Genomic DNA, 14802 nt, shown 5'->3' with positions numbered 1-14802 from the left:
GTATTCCTGTTCTGCCAAATCAGAAATTGACTCCGGAAGCCAGAAGCTCCCGAGCAATCGTGCGGCGTTGAATTTCGCTGGTCCCGTCAGGAATGCGCATCGACCTAGTGAACCGGTAGCCTTCTTCGAGCCGCAGTTCGTTGGTCAGCCCCATGGCTCCGTGGACCTGAATGCACCGGTCGAACACCCTGTTTGCTGCTTCAGTGCAGTGCAGTTTGACCATCGATGTTTCCGCGATTGAGCGGATGCCGAGCTCAAGTTTGGAGGCACAATCCATCAGCATTGTTTCCGCCGAGTAGATATCAAGCGCACTTTCGGCCAGCAAAATCTGGACTGCCTGGTGATCGCTGATCGGCTTGCCGAACGTCTTGCGCACCTTGGCATAGTCAAGCGCCTGGTTGAGCGCCCATCGCGCGAGCCCGATGCAGGTTGCAGACAAGCCAAGCCTGCCGGTATTGACGCCGTTCATCGCCACCTTGAGGCCCTGGCCTTCCGCGCCGAGCCGCTGGGCATCAGGCACCCGCACACCATCGAAAGACAGGATGCCGATTTCCGCCCCCAGATGACCCATCACGGGGATGGTGGAAACCACCGAGAACCCGGCCGATGCGGTTTCGACGAGGAAACCGGTAATCCCGCCTTTGCGCTGTGCCGCCAGTTCCGGGTCTGTCACCGCAAACACCATGACGTAATCCGCATAGGGTCCGTTGGTGATCCACTGCTTGGTACCAGTCAGGATCCAGTCATCGCCATCGCGCACGGCACGTGACTTCATGCCAAAAACATCAGAGCCGGCGTCGGGTTCACTCAGCGCAAAACACAAGGTCTTGTCACCGCTGGCGAGACCGGGCAGAAACCGCTCCCGCTGATCCTCCCCAAGGGCGGTCAGCACCGGGGACAAGCCGTTAGTGAAGGGCGACGGCACAACGACGGGATGAACCAGCACCCGCCCCGGACCGGTTGTCTCGGCAAGCAGCGCGTTGAGATACACCGCCGCAACCGGACCGAGCCCGCCGCCGCCAATCTCTTCCGGGCCGAACATGGTGTAAAATCCCTGCTCGGCAGAGCGCATGCGTATGGTGTGACGAAGTGCTGCCACCTCTTTGACGTAGAAACCATTCTCGTCAAAGATGGTGCGATCACTGGCAAGCAATGCCTTGTTGGCATCCTCCAGTGGCACGACTTCACGCTCGACAAAGCGGATCAGGCTGTCGCCGATTGCAATGACCTCATCTGCGACCTGTGCTCTGTTCATATCAAGCCTCAACCACCGTGAATTTCGGCAAAGTGATATCCTCGGTGACGTCGTCAAACTTGACTGCCACCCGGTCGCCTATCTGAACAGTTTCGACATCGGAAACCACGAGGTTGGTCAGCATTCGCGGCCCCTCGTCAAGTTTGATCATGGCGATGATATAAGGCACATCCGCCGCAAACACCGGACCAGCCGGCTTGCGCGCAATGGTGAAGGAGTAGACCTCGCCCTTGCCGCTCACATCCGTCCATTCCAGATCGTCGGAATGGCAATGCGGGCACAACTCGCGTGGATAGAAGTGATGTTTGCCGCAGGCCTTGCAATGCGGAATGGAGAGCCGGTGCTCTTTGGCCGCATCCCAGAACGGCTTCGTGCCCGGATCAATGATCGGAAGCGGCTTCTCATAGGTGGTGCTGGTCATCAGCTGATCCTCAATGATTGGCAAGAATGACGGTGCCGCCACTCGAAAGGGTTCCGCCGGTGCCGTGCACCAGCGCGGTGCGGACATTGTCCACTTGTCTGTCGCCTGCTTCGCCGCGCAACTGCCGAACCGCTTCGACAAGCAGGAAGATGCCGTACATTCCGGGGTGACAATAGGACAGCCCGCCACCATTGGTGTTGAGCGGGAATGCCCCACCCGGCGCAGTCCGCTGGCCTGAGACAAAGGCACCGCCCTCTCCCGGCTTGCAAAATCCGAGCGCTTCAAGCGTCATCAGCACCGTGATGGTAAAACTGTCGTAGCACTCGACAAGATCGATCGCGTCACGGCTGACGCCGGCCATTTCGAAGGCTGTCTTGCTCGACATTTCCGCCGCTGTCAGCCTGGCCAGGTCCGGCATCGCGCCGATGCTCCAATGAGTATGAGCCTCGCCAAAGCCACGCACATGAACAGCCTTGGCACCATGCGCCTTGGCGTTGTCCGCGCTGGTCATGACAATCGCACCGGCACCATCGGTGACCAGGCAACAATCAAGCAGCTTCAAAGGATCCGAAATAGGCATGGATTCCATCACATCGTCGATACTGATCAGGTCCCGTTTGGTGGCAGCAGGATTGAGGCTGGCCCATTTGCGGGTTGCCACCGCGATCTCTGCAAGCTGTTCCTGCGTGGTGCCAAACTCATACATGTGACGTTTGGCAGCAAGCGCATAGCCACCGACCGGCTGAGGAATACCCCAGACATTTTCAAACTGCATTGTCAGCACACTGGGCCGACCGCCGAGCGTGCGGCTGCGTTCGCTGCGCTGCGTGCTGCCATAGACGATCAACGCCACATCGCAATAGCCCCGCTCGATGGCCATGGCTGCATGAGCCACATGCGCTTCGAAAGCGGACCCGCCGATATTGGTCGTGTCAGCGAAGCGCGGAAAAATCCCGAGATATTCACCCAGCGTGACGCTTGGCAGCAGCCCCGGTCCGGGAACACCCCAAAGTCCGGCAACCAGCAGTCCGTCGACATCGGCCATGCTGATGCCGGCATCCTTGAGCGCCGCATTGGCCGCGCGCGCCTGGACCTGCAACACCGACCCGCCGCCGACAACCTTGCCGTCTGCCAAGGGCACGTCGCCGACGCCCACGATAACTGCTTCTCTTGCCATTGTTCAGCTTGCCTTTTCATTTTCGACTGGCTGGTAAACCGTTCCAACCAGGATTTTTCGCTCACCGCACCGGCACGAAATCGTGCATCGGGCATTGATCTCGCCATTACGCATGACCAGTTCCTCGACGGTCCCGGTCATTTCTACCGTGTCGTCAGCAAACACCGGGCCGACGAAAGCGACCTCGAGTTCACCGAATTCGTCAAACTTGCCATCGCTCCAGTCGTTGAGCATCAGCGCGGCGTAAGCCAGCGTCATCAACCCGTGCGCGATAGTGCGCCCGTATGGACCTTTACCGGCGTAGTCAGGATCGACATGGATCGGATTGAAATCACCCGAAGCTTCGGCGTAAGCGTCAATCACTGCCTGAGTGACGTGGCGCTCGAGAACCGGCAGCCCAAAACCGGGCCGAAAACACGGCTTCACCGCAGCCTGGGCAGCACTTTCTGTCGTCATAGGTCCTGCCCCCAAATCGACGTGATCAGACCGCTGGCAACGAGATCGCCTTTTGCGCCTCGAGCCTCAAATTCCGAAACCGCATAATTGCGGTCCTTGCGAACATATTTCTCGACAATGCTGGCCTGCAAACCAAGCGTCTCGCCAACATTCACAGCTCGATGAAAACGGATAGACTGCTTGGCATGTATGCCTCCCGGCGGGCTTGCGCGCGCCTTGAGAAGATCGATCAGGTAGACCGAAGCGATCATGGAAGGCGCACGCCGTGCCCCGCTTTCGCCAGCGTCCCGATACCGCTCACCGGTATCTCCGGTCGCATCGAGAAACGCATCGACGGCTTCCCCCTTCACAGTGAAGGACAAAGGTTGCGTGGGGAACTGATCCCCCACAGCGATTTCGTCATAACGGCGATAGGCAATCATGATCAGACCGGCGTCCAGGAGAACACATCGCGCGACATGTCGAGCGGAATGAACGAAGGTTTCAGCGTCGGCAGCATGTGGTCGCGCAGCGTTTCCGGCGTCCAGCCTTCCGAACGATGAACCGAGCGAAGCGGGCGAGGCTGGCTCATCAGGAACACCTCATTACCGCGCACCGCAAAAATCTGACCGTTCACGTCTTTTGAATCATCGCTGGCAAGGAAGACCGCAACGGGTGCGATCTTGTCCGGTGTCAGCATCTTGAGACCCTTGAGCCGCTCTTCCTGGTCGGGCGTGTTCGGAATCGACCCGACCATGCGGCTCCAGGCGAACGGCGAGATGCAGTTGGAGCGCACGTTGAATCGCGCCATGTCGAGAGCAATCGACTTCGACAGCCCGATAATCCCCATCTTCGCTGCCGAGTAGTTGGCCTGCCCGGGATTGCCGACAAGGCCCGAGGTTGAAGTCATGTGAACAAAGGTGCCGCTCTCCTGCTTGCGGTAATGCTCCGCAGCGGCGCGGCTGACATTGTAGCTGCCGTAAAGATGCACCTGCAGCACTGAATTCCAGTCATCGAAAGTCATCTTGTGAAAGATGACATCGCGCAGAATACCCGCATTATTGACGACAACGTCGATCTTGCCGAATGTGTCGACGGCGCGCTCGACCATGGCGCGCGCCGCTTCCGGATCAGAGACGCTACCCATGTCGGCAACGGCTTCGCCGCCCGCGGCCTTGATCTCGCTAACCACCTCGATTGCGGGGTCTTCGGCTTCATCTTCACCCTTCAATGAAACACCTGGATCATTGACGACAACCTTTGCGCCATGCGCGGCCATCATCAGCGCCATTTCGCGCCCAATGCCGCGTCCGGCGCCGGTAATCAGAGCAACCTTGTTTTCCAACATGCGTGTCATGGAATTTCGCACCTTTTAACTATCTGTCGTTATATTCTAACGTTTGTTCGGTTTCTTGATAACAAGCAGTCACCCAGCCGTCAATCACGACGGTCAAGGCATCCCTGCCTGCGGTCAAACCATCCAGCGCCCGCCGTCAACGACCACCGATTGCCCAGTCATGTAGCGGGAATCTTCGCTCGCCAGGAACGCCGCAGCGGCGGCAATATCCTCAGGCTCGGCAAAGAAGCCGAGCGGGATGGATTCGCGAATCTTGGCGAGGAATTCTTCCGAGATCTGATCGAGAACCCGGGTCTTGGTCACCCCAGGACACACCGCATTCACGTTGACCTTGAAGGGCGCAAGCTCGCGGGCCAGTGAACGGGTAAAGCCGATCACGCCCATTTTCGCCGCGGCATATTCGCTGATGCCCACTTCGCCCGCCAGACCGGCATTGGATGCCACGTTGACGATCTTGCCCTTGCCTGCCTCACGCATCGCCGGCACAACCTGACGCGACGAAAGCAGGGTCGACACCAACGACACATCAAGCACGAAGCGCCAGACATCAGAGGAGGATTGGTAGAATTCGGAGGCCCGCTCCCGGGCGCTTTGGCCGACATTGTTCATCAGAACATCAATGAAGCCAGCTTCGTCATAAATCCGCTTGAAGGCATCGACGACCACATCTTCATCGGTGCAATCGCCAGTGATCGTCAGTACTTCCGCGCCCATGGCACGTGCCTTTTCGGCAGTTTCTGCCAGGCCTGCCTCCTCGCGATCCAGAATCGCCAGATTGGCCCCTTCGCTGGCAAAGCGCAGTGCGCTTGCACGCCCGATGCCATTGGCAGCACCCGTCACTACAGCAAGCTTACCTTCCATACGACGCATGGCCGTCTCCTCCCGTTTTCGCTGATGGCGCAGACCTGCCTGAGGCCAGCATTGCCATCGATTGCCAGCCTCATTATCCGGCTTTCGTCAAAAAACTAACACTTGTTCGAAAAGACCACAAGCACAGATTTTCACCTCGACGCATTTTCATGCCGGCGGTGGCGTCTGCTGTTGTACAGCCACCGGACGTCGCCGGAACGTCGACACGGCAATGCCCGCCAACACAACAGCCACGCCCCAAATTTTCTGCGCCGTCAGTTGCTCTGCGAGAAAAACCGCGCCGCACAGCAGAGCGATCACCGGCACCAGATAGTTGTTGATGGATGTGAACAATGCGCCGGCCCGCGGGACAAGCGCGAACAGCAACAAGCTGGCGCAACCGGTGTTGAGCACCGCAAGCACGATCACCGCCGCCATGACCTTGTGGCTTGGCAAAGCTGTCGGCAAACCTTCGAAAACCAGCGTCATCAGAACTGACCAGACCGCGGCGGCAACCAGGGAAAACGCCGCCACCTGCATGGAACCGTGATGACGAACAAGCCCCATGGCAATCAGGGAACAGGAAAACACGACCGATGCGCCAAGCGCACAGAGCGCGCCCTTGGCACTGTCACCAAAACTCAGAAACGCTGAGGGACCGAACAGAATACCGATTCCCACCAATCCTATGGCAATTCCCAGGACGGCACGCCGAGTCGGATACTGACCGCTCAGCATGGTCAGGCACATGGTGATGAGTGGCACCAACGCCATGCTGGTGGCGACCACCGAACTGTCGACATAGGAAGCTGAAAGCGAGATCAGCGACAGCGGCAGTGCATTGCTGACCAGCCCGACGAGCGCGAAGGCCGCCAAGTCACGCAACGTGAGCGAAACCCGCCCGCGCTGCAGGCCAATCAACAGCAAGAGCAAGGCGGCGGCGATGGTGGTCCTGACTGCAACAAGCGTAAACGGGGTGACCTCAGCCACCGCGACCTTGGTGAACAGGTAAGATGTACCCCACGTAATTCCGAGAGCAAGCAGCAGGGCATATTCCGTCAGGCCGGGGGCCGGACGGGGGGCGGGTATTTCTGTCATGGACATCCATTACCGGTTTCGTTTATGTTTTGAACATCCGTTAGAATTTACTGCAATGTCAAGCTGGCTGTTGTCAGTCTGCGTGAGGAGACCAGATCATGGGCCGTCGCATTCTCGTTACCGGCGCCACCGGAACTGTGGGTGGCGCGCTGATGCGCTATCTGTCGAATGACGCCGTCGAAGGGCGAATCGAGCTGCTCGGCGCTGCGCGCAGCGACAAGGCCGCCATGGCGTTGCGCGACCAGAATCATCATCCGGTTCATTTCGACTATGACGATCCGGCAAGCCTCGCGCCCGCTCTTGATGGCGTCGACGCGGTTTTCCTCTCCACCGGATACAGCGTCGACATGATTGTCCATTCCAAGCGCTTGCTCGACGCCGCAAAGGCAGCGGGTGTGCGTCATATCGTTCATCTCGGCGCACTAGCCCCAGACGACACGACCCATGCACATTTCGCCTGGCATCAGGTAATCGAGCGGACGATCGAGGCGATGGGGTTCGATTGGACGCATCTTCGCCCAAATTTCTTCATGGATACGGTTTGGAACGGCTTCATGCACCGGCCCGACGGGCTGGTGCACTTTATCGGAAGCAGAAAAGTGTCGTGGATCTCGTCCGACGACATGGCCGCGGTTGCCGGCGAAGCGCTGAAGTCTCCGGCCACCCATATCAACCAGACCCACTCACTGGCTGTCGAGGCCCTGAACTTCCCCGATCTCGCATCCGTGCTGACCGAAGTCACCGGAGCGCCGGTGCAATATCGTCCGCGGCCCGCAGCCGAACTTCTGCCGCTGCTTCTCAAGCAGGGCATGGAGCCCGCCTATGCCGCAGGCCTGGCAGAGGGCGTAACAGCTCTCGAGGCCGAACCGCAGCCGCTGGCCGATGCCGTATTCGACGATGTCGCCCGGATCACCGGCCGTGCCCCTGTACTCTGGCGAGATTTCGCAAAGCAACGGCTGGCATCCCTTCCAGCGCGTGGCTGAACCGCAGATTTCGAGGCTACAGCGTACGGCCGATCAGTTCTTTCATGATCTCGTTGGTCCCGGCATAGATCCGCTGAACCCGCGCATCAGCATAGGCGCGGGTGATCGGATACTCCCACATGAAGCCATAGCCGCCGTGCAATTGCAGCAACTCATCGAGCACCTTGCCCTGCATCTCGCTGGTCCAGAGCTTGACCATTGCCGCCGTGGTGGTGTCGAGCTTGTTTTCGAGAACCAGTTCAAGACAGCGGTCCAGAAAGATCCGGCCGACCTGCACTTCGGTCTTCATTTCGGCCAATTTGAACCGCGTGTTCTGAAAATCGATGATCGACTTGCCGAAAGCTTTCCGGTCCCTGGTGTATTCGATGGTCCATTCGAGTGCAGCTTCGCAGCATGACACGGCCTGGATACCGACATGCATCCGCTCCCAGGCAAGTTCCTGCATCATGTAGGCGAAGCCCTTGCCCTCTTCACCGATCAGATTGGTGACCGGAACGCGGACCTGGTTGAAAAACAGCTCCGAGGTATCCTGCGCCTTGGTGCCGAGTTTCTCGAGTCGCCTGCCGCGTTCGAATCCCGGACGGTTCGCTTCCACAGCAATCAGGCTGATGCCACGCGCGCCTTCCGAACGGTCGGTCTTGCAGGCAACCAGAAACATGTCGGCGGTCTGACCGTTGGTGATGAAAGTCTTCTGGCCCGAGATCACATACTCGTCACCCTCACGCACCGCTGTCGTCTTGATCGCTTGCAGATCCGATCCGCCACCTGGTTCGGTCATGGCAATGCCGGTGATGCATTCGCCGCTGGTCATTTTCGGCAACCATCCGAGCTTCTGCTTTTCCGTCCCGTAGTGGTGGATATAGGGTGCAACGATGTCGGAATGGAGCGCGAACCCGAGGCCGGTCAGATTGAGGCGAGCCTGTTCTTCCATCAGAATGATCGAATAGCGCCTATCCGCGCCGACTCCGCCCCACTCCTCGGGGATGGACGCACAGAGAAAACCCAGTTCTCCGGCCTTGGTCCATGCCCAGCGCGGAACCTGGCCGTCCTTTTCCCATTGGGCGTGATGGGGGGCCAGTTCACGTTCGAAAAAACGCCGTACCGAATCCCGGAACATTTCGTGCTCATCCGTGAACAATGTCCGCTCAACCATGCTCAATCTCCATCTGTCCGTTTACCCGGTCAATTTTACTGCGCCGATCCTATACCACCAGCCAAGCTGACGTAAGTTTTTTCTAACATTCGTTTGATTTTATTCGACGTGATGCGCCTTCGCCTCTAGACTGCGCAGCCGGAACCGCATGTGTTCGCAACATTTTGGGAGAGAAGCCAATGATTATTGAAAAGCGCACCTACACCCTTCATCCAGGCAAGACCCAGGAGTTTCTGGCGATCTACGAGGCTGAAGGATTGGCCTTGCACACCAAACACCTCAATATGCTTGGCTATTTCGTATCCGATATCGGCCCGCTCAATCAGGTCATTACCATGTGGGGCTACAAGGATATGGCTGAGCGTGATGAACTACGCGCCAAGCTCTACGCCGAACCGGCCTGGATCGCGTTTGGCCCCAAGACCACCGGCTACATCCAGAAAATGGAATCGATGATCATGAAGCCAACCAGTTTCTCACCCATTCGGTAGCACAGGCAAGCGGCGCCAAGCCCACCAACTCTGGCGGGCTTGGCCGCAATCGCCTCAGGCGATGATACTGCGCTGCTTCAGATCGGCAATCTCGTCTTTTGTCAGGCCGGCGGATTCAAGGATGCCGAACGTATCTTCACCGGTCAGCGGCGCACGGTGCTGCACGCCACCCGGTGTCTTGGTCATCCGCACCGGGGTCGAGGCGATGGTGACCGGCTTGGACGACCCCGGATGCTCGACCTCAACCAGCATCTGCCGCGCTGCCATGTGCGGGTCAGCGAAGATGTCTTCCGCCGTATTGACCGGTCCGAACGGAACTCGTCCATCGAGCGCCAGCGCAATCTCCGACTTGCTTCTGACACTGGTCCAGTCCTCGACGATGGCAATCGTCTCGGCTGAGTGGGCGAGCCGCGCATTGTTGGTGGCAAACTTCGGATCTTGCCCAAGTTCCGGGCGCCCGATGATCGTCGTGAGTTCACCCCAGAACGAATCCCGCGGACAACCGACGGTCACCTGACCGTCGCGTGCCGAAAAGGTCCCGAACGGGCACAGGATCGGGTGTTGGTTACCCTCAGGCACTGGCGATCTACCGGTGTAGGATTGCTGGTAAATGATGCGCTCGCACATGGCGACGATTCCGTCATACATGGCGACATCGACGAACTGGCCCTCGCCCGTCTTTTCGGCATGACGCAACGCAGCCATGATTCCGAAAGCGGCCAGCGCTGCTGGAAAGATGTCCCCGACACCCGGGCCGATCTTCATCGGTGTCTGCGCATCGGGCCCTGTCACCCCCATCGCACCGCCCATGGCTTGCGCCACCACATCAAAGGCCGGCCGGTCAACATAGGGACTTGCGCCAGTGCGCGGATCGCCGAACCCGCGGATCGCCGCATAGACCAGTTTCGGGTTTTCGGCTGCAAGTATTTCATAGCCGATGCCCAGACGATCCATCACGCCGGCGCGGAAATTCTCGGCCACCACATCTGCATCGCGGGCGAGTCGCCGAAACAGCAGCTTGCCTTCCTCGCTTTTGAGATCAATGGCGACACTTTTCTTGTTGCGGTTGGTGCTTTGGAAATAGCCGCCGAAATGATGCTCGGTATCATCAGCGGGAAACGGTCCGAAGGTGCGGGTCGGATCACCATTGATCGGCTCGATCTTGATAACATCGGCCCCCTGGTCCGCCAGAAGCATGGTGCAATAGGGACCGGCCAGCATTTGCGTCAGGTCGATGACTTTCAATCCCGCAAGCGCGCCACGGTTCTGGCTCATCTCAAAGCGCCTTTTCGAGTTCGGGGAGTGCTTCGAACAGATCCGCGACCAAACCGTAGTCGGCGACCTGGAAGATCGGCGCTTCCTCGTCCTTGTTGATGGCGACGATGACCTTGGAGTCCTTCATGCCGGCCAGGTGCTGGATGGCGCCCGAAATTCCGCAGGCAATGTAGAGATCCGGGGCAACCACCTTGCCGGTCTGACCGACCTGCCAGTCATTGGGCGCATAGCCCGCATCGACCGCGGCGCGGGATGCACCAACGGCGGCACCGAGCTTGTCGGCCACCGGCAGGATGACGCTCTGGAACTTTTCCGATGATCCAAGCGCACGTCCGCCCGAGATGATGATCTTGGCCGAGGTCAGTTCCGGACGATCGCTGGTGGCAATCGCATCCTTGACGAAGGAGGACAGGCCCGGATCGCCGGCAGATGCAATGGTTTCAACCGAGGCTGATCCGCCTTCGCCGGCAGCGGAGAAGGTGGCCGTGCGCACCGTGATGACGCGCTTGGCATCGCTCGACTTGACGGTCTGCAGCGCGTTGCCGGCATAGATCGGACGCTTGAACGTGTCGACCGAGATCACCTCGATGATGTCGGAGATCTGCATGACATCCAGAAGCGCTGCAATCCGCGGCATGACGTTCTTGCCCGACGTTGTCGCAGGCGCCATCAGCGTGTCGTAGTCGCCCGCAAGCGAGACAACCAGAGCGGCCAGCGGTTCGGCAAGCCGGTTGGCGTATTCATCGCCTTCGGCCAGCAGCACCTTGGAGACGCCGTCGAGCTTGGCTGCTGCATCGGCTGCTGGTTTGGCGTCCTTGCCGGCAACAAGCACATGCACGTCGCCGCCAATCTGGGATGCGGCGCTGACGGCCTTGGCGGTCTGATCGGACAGCGAGGCGTGGTCGTGTTCGGCTAGTATGAGAATGGCCATGGTATGATCTTCCTTTCCCGCGCTTACAGCACGCCTGCTTCGTTCTTGAGCTTGTCGACCAGTTCGGCCACCGAAGCGACCTTGACGCCTGCCTTGCGGCCGCCGGGTTCCTCGGTCTTGATCACCTCGAGCCGCGGCGCGGTGTCGACGCCGTAATCAGCCGCCGTCTTCTTGTCGAGCGGCTTCTTCTTGGCCTTCATGATGTTGGGCAAGGAGGCGTAGCGCGGCTCGTTGAGGCGCAGATCGGTGGTGACGATGGCCGGCAGCTTGACCGAAATGGTCTGCAACCCGCCATCGACTTCGCGGGTGACATCGGCAGAACCATCGCCGATTTCGACCTTGGAGGCGAAGGTGGCCTGGCTCCAGCCGAGCAATGCCGAGAGCATCTGGCCGGTCTGGTTGGCGTCATCATCAATCGCCTGCTTGCCGAGGATCACCAGATCCGGATTTTCCTCGGCGGCGATGACCTTGAGGATCTTGGCAACAGCGAGCGGTTCGACGATGCCGTCGACTTCAACCAGAATCGCCCGGTCGGCGCCCATGGCGAGTGCCGTGCGCAGGGTTTCCTCGGCCTTGGCCGGTCCGATCGACACGGCAATCACTTCGGTGGCCTTGCCGGCTTCCCGCAGACGCAGCGCTTCCTCGATGGCGATCTCGTCGAACGGATTCATCGACATCTTCACATTGGCCAGATCGACGCCGCTGCCATCGGACTTCACCCGGATCTTGACGTTGTAATCAACCACCCGCTTGACCGGCACGAGAATTTTCATCGGATTGCCCTTCCGTAATATGTGTTACCTACGCCACCGGGAACAAACCAGTGGCAATTGTCGCGGATACGCCAATGGCTCAGGATTCGGGACGCTCGACACGGTCGGTGATCGGCTTGTAGATCCACACCATTCGCTGGTCCGACAGTGCCGGTGACAGCTTCATCGCATCTGTTCCGCTTGCAGCCGTGAGCGCGCTCAGCGTTTCGGAGATGTCATCAATCTCGATCTCATAGACCGCCATATACTTCCATTCCAGCGGACCCTTGCGATGCTGCACATCGTTGAGGCAAAACCGCTGCGCCGCCATCATCCCCGGCAGCTTGAGAACATCATCGAGATGCTCATTCGTATACCAGTCGTTGAACTCGTCGTCGCGTCCTTCAACAGGATTGGTAAGCGCTATCAAATTGTATTTACCCATATCGTCCTCCTTTGGACCTGCCTTGGCGCGGGTCGCAGTTCTCGCCTTTTTCTAACGTTTGTTCGATTTAAGGGCAAGCAAAATTTGCCGCGCTCGATTTTACCGCAGCTAGAACTCGGCAAATGGCGTCAGTTGCATTGGTCTGGCATTGTTATCGGTGCTCATTCTGAGCCATCATGAATGACTATTGCGTTGCCAGTCCAGTTTGTCCAAGCCTTACAAAATGAGCAGTCGGCCAGAAGGTCACATAGGAGGCACATTTCTGTTCGCGGCAGTTCCATCTGTTGGTCCATCTGGTACTTATTATCAATTGTTGAAAGCGGCCGCGTTGAACCAGCAACCCGGTGACGACACGGCGGCGTGATTCATTGAAAGACGCATGTTCAAACGAGAAGATCAGAGCTTTTGCCGACCCAATGGATCGGTTGAAGAATATACTGCGCCGCCTCATCGATACAGTTCTGGAAAGAGACCCCACGGAATGACCGATACGCCAAATGTCTTGTGGATCATGGCCGACCAGTTGCGGTTCGATTATCTCAGCTGCTACGGCCACCCGCATCTGCACACCCCGCATATAGACGCCCTGGCGGCGCGCGGCGTGCGTTTTACCAGGACTTATGTGCAATCGCCGGTCTGCGGCCCCTCGCGGATGTCGGCCTATACCGGCCGCTATGTCCGCAGCCATGGCTCGACCTGGAACGGCATACCGCTGCGCGTCGGTGAACCAACACTTGGCGACCATCTGCGCCAAGCCGGCGCCCGGGCAGTGCTGGTCGGCAAGACCCACATGATCGCCGATCGCGAGGGCATGGCCTGGCTTGGCATAGACCCGGCCAGCGAAATCGGCGTCCGAGTGTCCGAATGTGGTTTCGAACCGTTCGAGCGCGATGACGGTCTGCATCCTGACAGCCCGCGCCAGCACTGGTCGGCCTATGATGATTATCTGGTCAGCCTCGGCTACAAATCCGACAATCCGTGGGAGGACTTTGCCAACTCCGGACTCGACCCGGATGGCGAACTGATGTCGGCCTGGCTGCTGAAGAATTCGCGCCTGCCGGCCAATGTGCCCGAGGAACACTCGGAAACTGCCTACATGACCAATCGGGCGATGGACTTCATGACCGAGGCGATGGAGAGCGACCAACCGTGGCTCTGCCACCTGAGCTATATCAAACCGCATTGGCCCTATATCGTGCCTGCGCCCTATCATGACATGTATGGCGCCGAGCACATTGTCGACCCGATCAGGTCCCGGTCCGAGCGAGACACCGACCATCCGTTGTTGCGCGCCTATCAGCTGGCGCGGGTCTGCCGTAGCTTCTCGCGTGATCATGTGCGCGAGCATGTGATCCCGGCCTATATGGGACTGATCAAGCAGCTGGACGACAATCTGGGCCGCCTGTTTGCCTGGATGGACGAAAAAGGACTGACCGAGAACACAATCATCGCGTTCACCTCGGACCATGGCGATTACATGGGCGACCACTGGATGGGCGACAAGGATTTCTACCATGACGTCGCGGCGAAAGTTCCGCTGATCATCACCGACCCGCGGCCCGAGGCGGACACAACACGCGGCACGGTTTCTGACGCTCTGATCGAGATGATCGACCTTGCGCCCACCTTCATGGCCGCGATGGGCTGTGCGCCCAAACCACACGTCGTCGAAGGCCGGAATCTGGCTCCTTTGCTCCATGGAAAGGATGGGTTTTCACGCTACTACGCCATCAGCGAACACGATTATTCCAGCTTCGAAATGGCCAGCGCCCTGGAGGTCGCGCAGGAAGATGCACGCACAGTCATGATCTTTGACGGACGCTGGAAATATATCCGCTGCGAAGGTTTTCGCCCGGTGCTGTTTGATCTTGAGATCGACCCGCACGAACTCACGGACCTGGGCGCGTCCGGCACAGACGAACACAAACAGGTGCGCAGCAACTTGGAACAGGCTCTGCTGTCGTGGTCACTTCAGCATCACACACGGATTACAGCGACAGCCGAGGTCCTGCTAAGTCAGGGCAAAACACCGGAAAGCGGCATCCTCATAGGCTTCTGGGACGAAACCGAATACGAAGACACCACCGGCAACCCCTTCAGCAGCCTCACTCCGGCAGGAGCGCCCGCATCCAGACTGAAGTGAGTCCCGATATGCGGAACAGGAATCCTGATCCGGGCGT

Annotated in this window: 16 protein-coding genes; 3 read left to right on the top strand and 13 right to left on the bottom strand. The window is 58.8% G+C overall.

Annotated elements, in window-relative coordinates; translation table 11 throughout:
* Positions 1 to 19: 19 nt before the first annotated feature.
* The 8 genes from IMCC20628_RS00525 to IMCC20628_RS00490 all read right to left on the bottom strand — a co-directional run bounded on the left by IMCC20628_RS00525 (position 20) and on the right by IMCC20628_RS00490 (position 6592).
* The gene (locus IMCC20628_RS00525; protein WP_047028575.1) at positions 20 to 1255 is read right to left on the bottom strand and encodes an acyl-CoA dehydrogenase family protein; all 1236 of its coding nucleotides are present in this window, start codon (positions 1253 to 1255) and stop codon (positions 20 to 22) included.
* 1 nt (position 1256) lies between these two features.
* On the bottom strand, positions 1257 to 1676 hold the full coding sequence (locus IMCC20628_RS00520; RefSeq protein WP_047032126.1) for a Zn-ribbon domain-containing OB-fold protein: 420 nt from the start codon (positions 1674 to 1676) through the stop codon (positions 1257 to 1259).
* Between the two features lie 10 nt (positions 1677 to 1686).
* Positions 1687 to 2853, bottom strand: a complete 1167-nt coding sequence (locus IMCC20628_RS00515; protein ID WP_047028574.1) for an acetyl-CoA acetyltransferase — start codon at positions 2851 to 2853, stop codon at positions 1687 to 1689.
* Between the two features lie 3 nt (positions 2854 to 2856).
* Positions 2857 to 3309 (bottom strand): MaoC family dehydratase, encoded by a 453-nt coding sequence (locus IMCC20628_RS00510; protein WP_052766234.1) that lies wholly within the window; start codon positions 3307 to 3309, stop codon positions 2857 to 2859.
* A complete protein-coding gene (locus IMCC20628_RS00505; RefSeq protein ID WP_052766233.1) occupies positions 3306 to 3731 on the bottom strand; it encodes a MaoC family dehydratase N-terminal domain-containing protein in 426 nt (141 codons plus the stop codon). Before IMCC20628_RS00505 ends, IMCC20628_RS00510 begins: the two co-directional genes overlap by 4 nt.
* A 2-nt stretch (positions 3732 to 3733) precedes the next feature.
* Positions 3734 to 4645 (bottom strand): SDR family oxidoreductase, encoded by a 912-nt coding sequence (locus tag IMCC20628_RS00500; RefSeq protein ID WP_047028572.1) that lies wholly within the window; start codon positions 4643 to 4645, stop codon positions 3734 to 3736.
* 114 nt (positions 4646 to 4759) lie between these two features.
* Positions 4760 to 5515, bottom strand: a complete 756-nt coding sequence (locus IMCC20628_RS00495; RefSeq protein WP_047028571.1) for a glucose 1-dehydrogenase — start codon at positions 5513 to 5515, stop codon at positions 4760 to 4762.
* Positions 5516 to 5662: 147 nt separating this feature from the next.
* Positions 5663 to 6592, bottom strand: a complete 930-nt coding sequence (locus IMCC20628_RS00490; protein WP_197078366.1) for an EamA family transporter — start codon at positions 6590 to 6592, stop codon at positions 5663 to 5665.
* 98 nt (positions 6593 to 6690) lie between these two features.
* On the opposite strand from IMCC20628_RS00490, the gene IMCC20628_RS00485 reads away from it, so the two are divergent.
* Positions 6691 to 7575 carry an NmrA family NAD(P)-binding protein gene (locus IMCC20628_RS00485; protein ID WP_047028569.1) on the top strand — a complete coding sequence of 295 codons (885 nt, stop codon included), beginning with the start codon at positions 6691 to 6693 and terminating at the stop codon, positions 7573 to 7575.
* 16 nt (positions 7576 to 7591) lie between these two features.
* Here the strand turns inward: IMCC20628_RS00485 and IMCC20628_RS00480 are convergent, their stop codons facing one another.
* Complete coding sequence (locus IMCC20628_RS00480; protein WP_047028568.1) at positions 7592 to 8728, bottom strand: acyl-CoA dehydrogenase family protein; 1137 nt, start codon at positions 8726 to 8728, stop codon at positions 7592 to 7594.
* A 179-nt stretch (positions 8729 to 8907) separates the two neighbouring features.
* Between IMCC20628_RS00480 and IMCC20628_RS00475 the strand changes: the two genes are divergently transcribed.
* Complete coding sequence (locus tag IMCC20628_RS00475) at positions 8908 to 9219, top strand: NIPSNAP family protein (protein ID WP_047028567.1); 312 nt, start codon at positions 8908 to 8910, stop codon at positions 9217 to 9219.
* Positions 9220 to 9273: 54 nt separating this feature from the next.
* On the opposite strand, the gene IMCC20628_RS00470 is transcribed toward IMCC20628_RS00475, so the two are convergent.
* The 4 genes from IMCC20628_RS00470 to IMCC20628_RS00455 form a co-directional block, all read right to left on the bottom strand.
* On the bottom strand, positions 9274 to 10494 hold the full coding sequence (locus IMCC20628_RS00470) for a CoA transferase (RefSeq protein WP_047028566.1): 1221 nt from the start codon (positions 10492 to 10494) through the stop codon (positions 9274 to 9276).
* Between the two features lies 1 nt (position 10495).
* Positions 10496 to 11425 (bottom strand): electron transfer flavoprotein subunit alpha/FixB family protein, encoded by a 930-nt coding sequence (locus IMCC20628_RS00465; protein WP_047028565.1) that lies wholly within the window; start codon positions 11423 to 11425, stop codon positions 10496 to 10498.
* Positions 11426 to 11448: 23 nt separating this feature from the next.
* Positions 11449 to 12198 carry an electron transfer flavoprotein subunit beta/FixA family protein gene (locus tag IMCC20628_RS00460; RefSeq protein ID WP_047028564.1) on the bottom strand — a complete coding sequence of 250 codons (750 nt, stop codon included), beginning with the start codon at positions 12196 to 12198 and terminating at the stop codon, positions 11449 to 11451.
* A 79-nt stretch (positions 12199 to 12277) separates the two neighbouring features.
* Positions 12278 to 12622, bottom strand: coding sequence for a DUF4286 family protein (locus IMCC20628_RS00455; RefSeq protein WP_047028563.1), 345 nt, complete (start codon positions 12620 to 12622; stop codon positions 12278 to 12280).
* A gap of 481 nt (positions 12623 to 13103) precedes the next feature.
* Between IMCC20628_RS00455 and IMCC20628_RS00450 the strand changes: the two genes are divergently transcribed.
* Complete coding sequence (locus tag IMCC20628_RS00450; protein WP_047028562.1) at positions 13104 to 14765, top strand: sulfatase-like hydrolase/transferase; 1662 nt, start codon at positions 13104 to 13106, stop codon at positions 14763 to 14765.
* Positions 14766 to 14802: the final 37 nt, after the last annotated feature.

Source organism: Hoeflea sp. IMCC20628 (assembly GCF_001011155.1).
Classification (GTDB): Bacteria; Pseudomonadota; Alphaproteobacteria; order Rhizobiales; family Rhizobiaceae; genus Hoeflea.
This window is presented reverse-complemented; position numbering and strand designations above follow the sequence as displayed.

Excerpts from the sequence above, each read along its gene's own strand:
- IMCC20628_RS00455 (WP_047028563.1), bottom strand. The coding sequence starts at position 12,622 with ATGGGTAAATACAATTTGATAGCGCTTACCAATCCTGTTGAAGGACGC.
- IMCC20628_RS00495 (WP_047028571.1), bottom strand. The coding sequence starts at position 5,515 with ATGCGTCGTATGGAAGGTAAGCTTGCTGTAGTGACGGGTGCTGCCAAT.
- IMCC20628_RS00510 (WP_052766234.1), bottom strand. The coding sequence starts at position 3,309 with ATGACGACAGAAAGTGCTGCCCAGGCTGCGGTGAAGCCGTGTTTTCGG.
- IMCC20628_RS00485 (WP_047028569.1), top strand. The coding sequence starts at position 6,691 with ATGGGCCGTCGCATTCTCGTTACCGGCGCCACCGGAACTGTGGGTGGC.
- IMCC20628_RS00470 (WP_047028566.1), bottom strand. The coding sequence starts at position 10,494 with ATGAGCCAGAACCGTGGCGCGCTTGCGGGATTGAAAGTCATCGACCTG.
- IMCC20628_RS00460 (WP_047028564.1), bottom strand. The coding sequence starts at position 12,198 with ATGAAAATTCTCGTGCCGGTCAAGCGGGTGGTTGATTACAACGTCAAG.
- IMCC20628_RS00505 (WP_052766233.1), bottom strand. The coding sequence starts at position 3,731 with ATGATTGCCTATCGCCGTTATGACGAAATCGCTGTGGGGGATCAGTTC.
- IMCC20628_RS00475 (WP_047028567.1), top strand. The coding sequence starts at position 8,908 with ATGATTATTGAAAAGCGCACCTACACCCTTCATCCAGGCAAGACCCAG.
- IMCC20628_RS00525 (WP_047028575.1), bottom strand. The coding sequence starts at position 1,255 with ATGAACAGAGCACAGGTCGCAGATGAGGTCATTGCAATCGGCGACAGC.
- IMCC20628_RS00490 (WP_197078366.1), bottom strand. The coding sequence starts at position 6,592 with ATGACAGAAATACCCGCCCCCCGTCCGGCCCCCGGCCTGACGGAATAT.
- IMCC20628_RS00520 (WP_047032126.1), bottom strand. The coding sequence starts at position 1,676 with ATGACCAGCACCACCTATGAGAAGCCGCTTCCGATCATTGATCCGGGC.
- IMCC20628_RS00450 (WP_047028562.1), top strand. The coding sequence starts at position 13,104 with ATGACCGATACGCCAAATGTCTTGTGGATCATGGCCGACCAGTTGCGG.
- IMCC20628_RS00480 (WP_047028568.1), bottom strand. The coding sequence starts at position 8,728 with ATGGTTGAGCGGACATTGTTCACGGATGAGCACGAAATGTTCCGGGAT.
- IMCC20628_RS00515 (WP_047028574.1), bottom strand. The coding sequence starts at position 2,853 with ATGGCAAGAGAAGCAGTTATCGTGGGCGTCGGCGACGTGCCCTTGGCA.
- IMCC20628_RS00465 (WP_047028565.1), bottom strand. The coding sequence starts at position 11,425 with ATGGCCATTCTCATACTAGCCGAACACGACCACGCCTCGCTGTCCGAT.
- IMCC20628_RS00500 (WP_047028572.1), bottom strand. The coding sequence starts at position 4,645 with ATGACACGCATGTTGGAAAACAAGGTTGCTCTGATTACCGGCGCCGGA.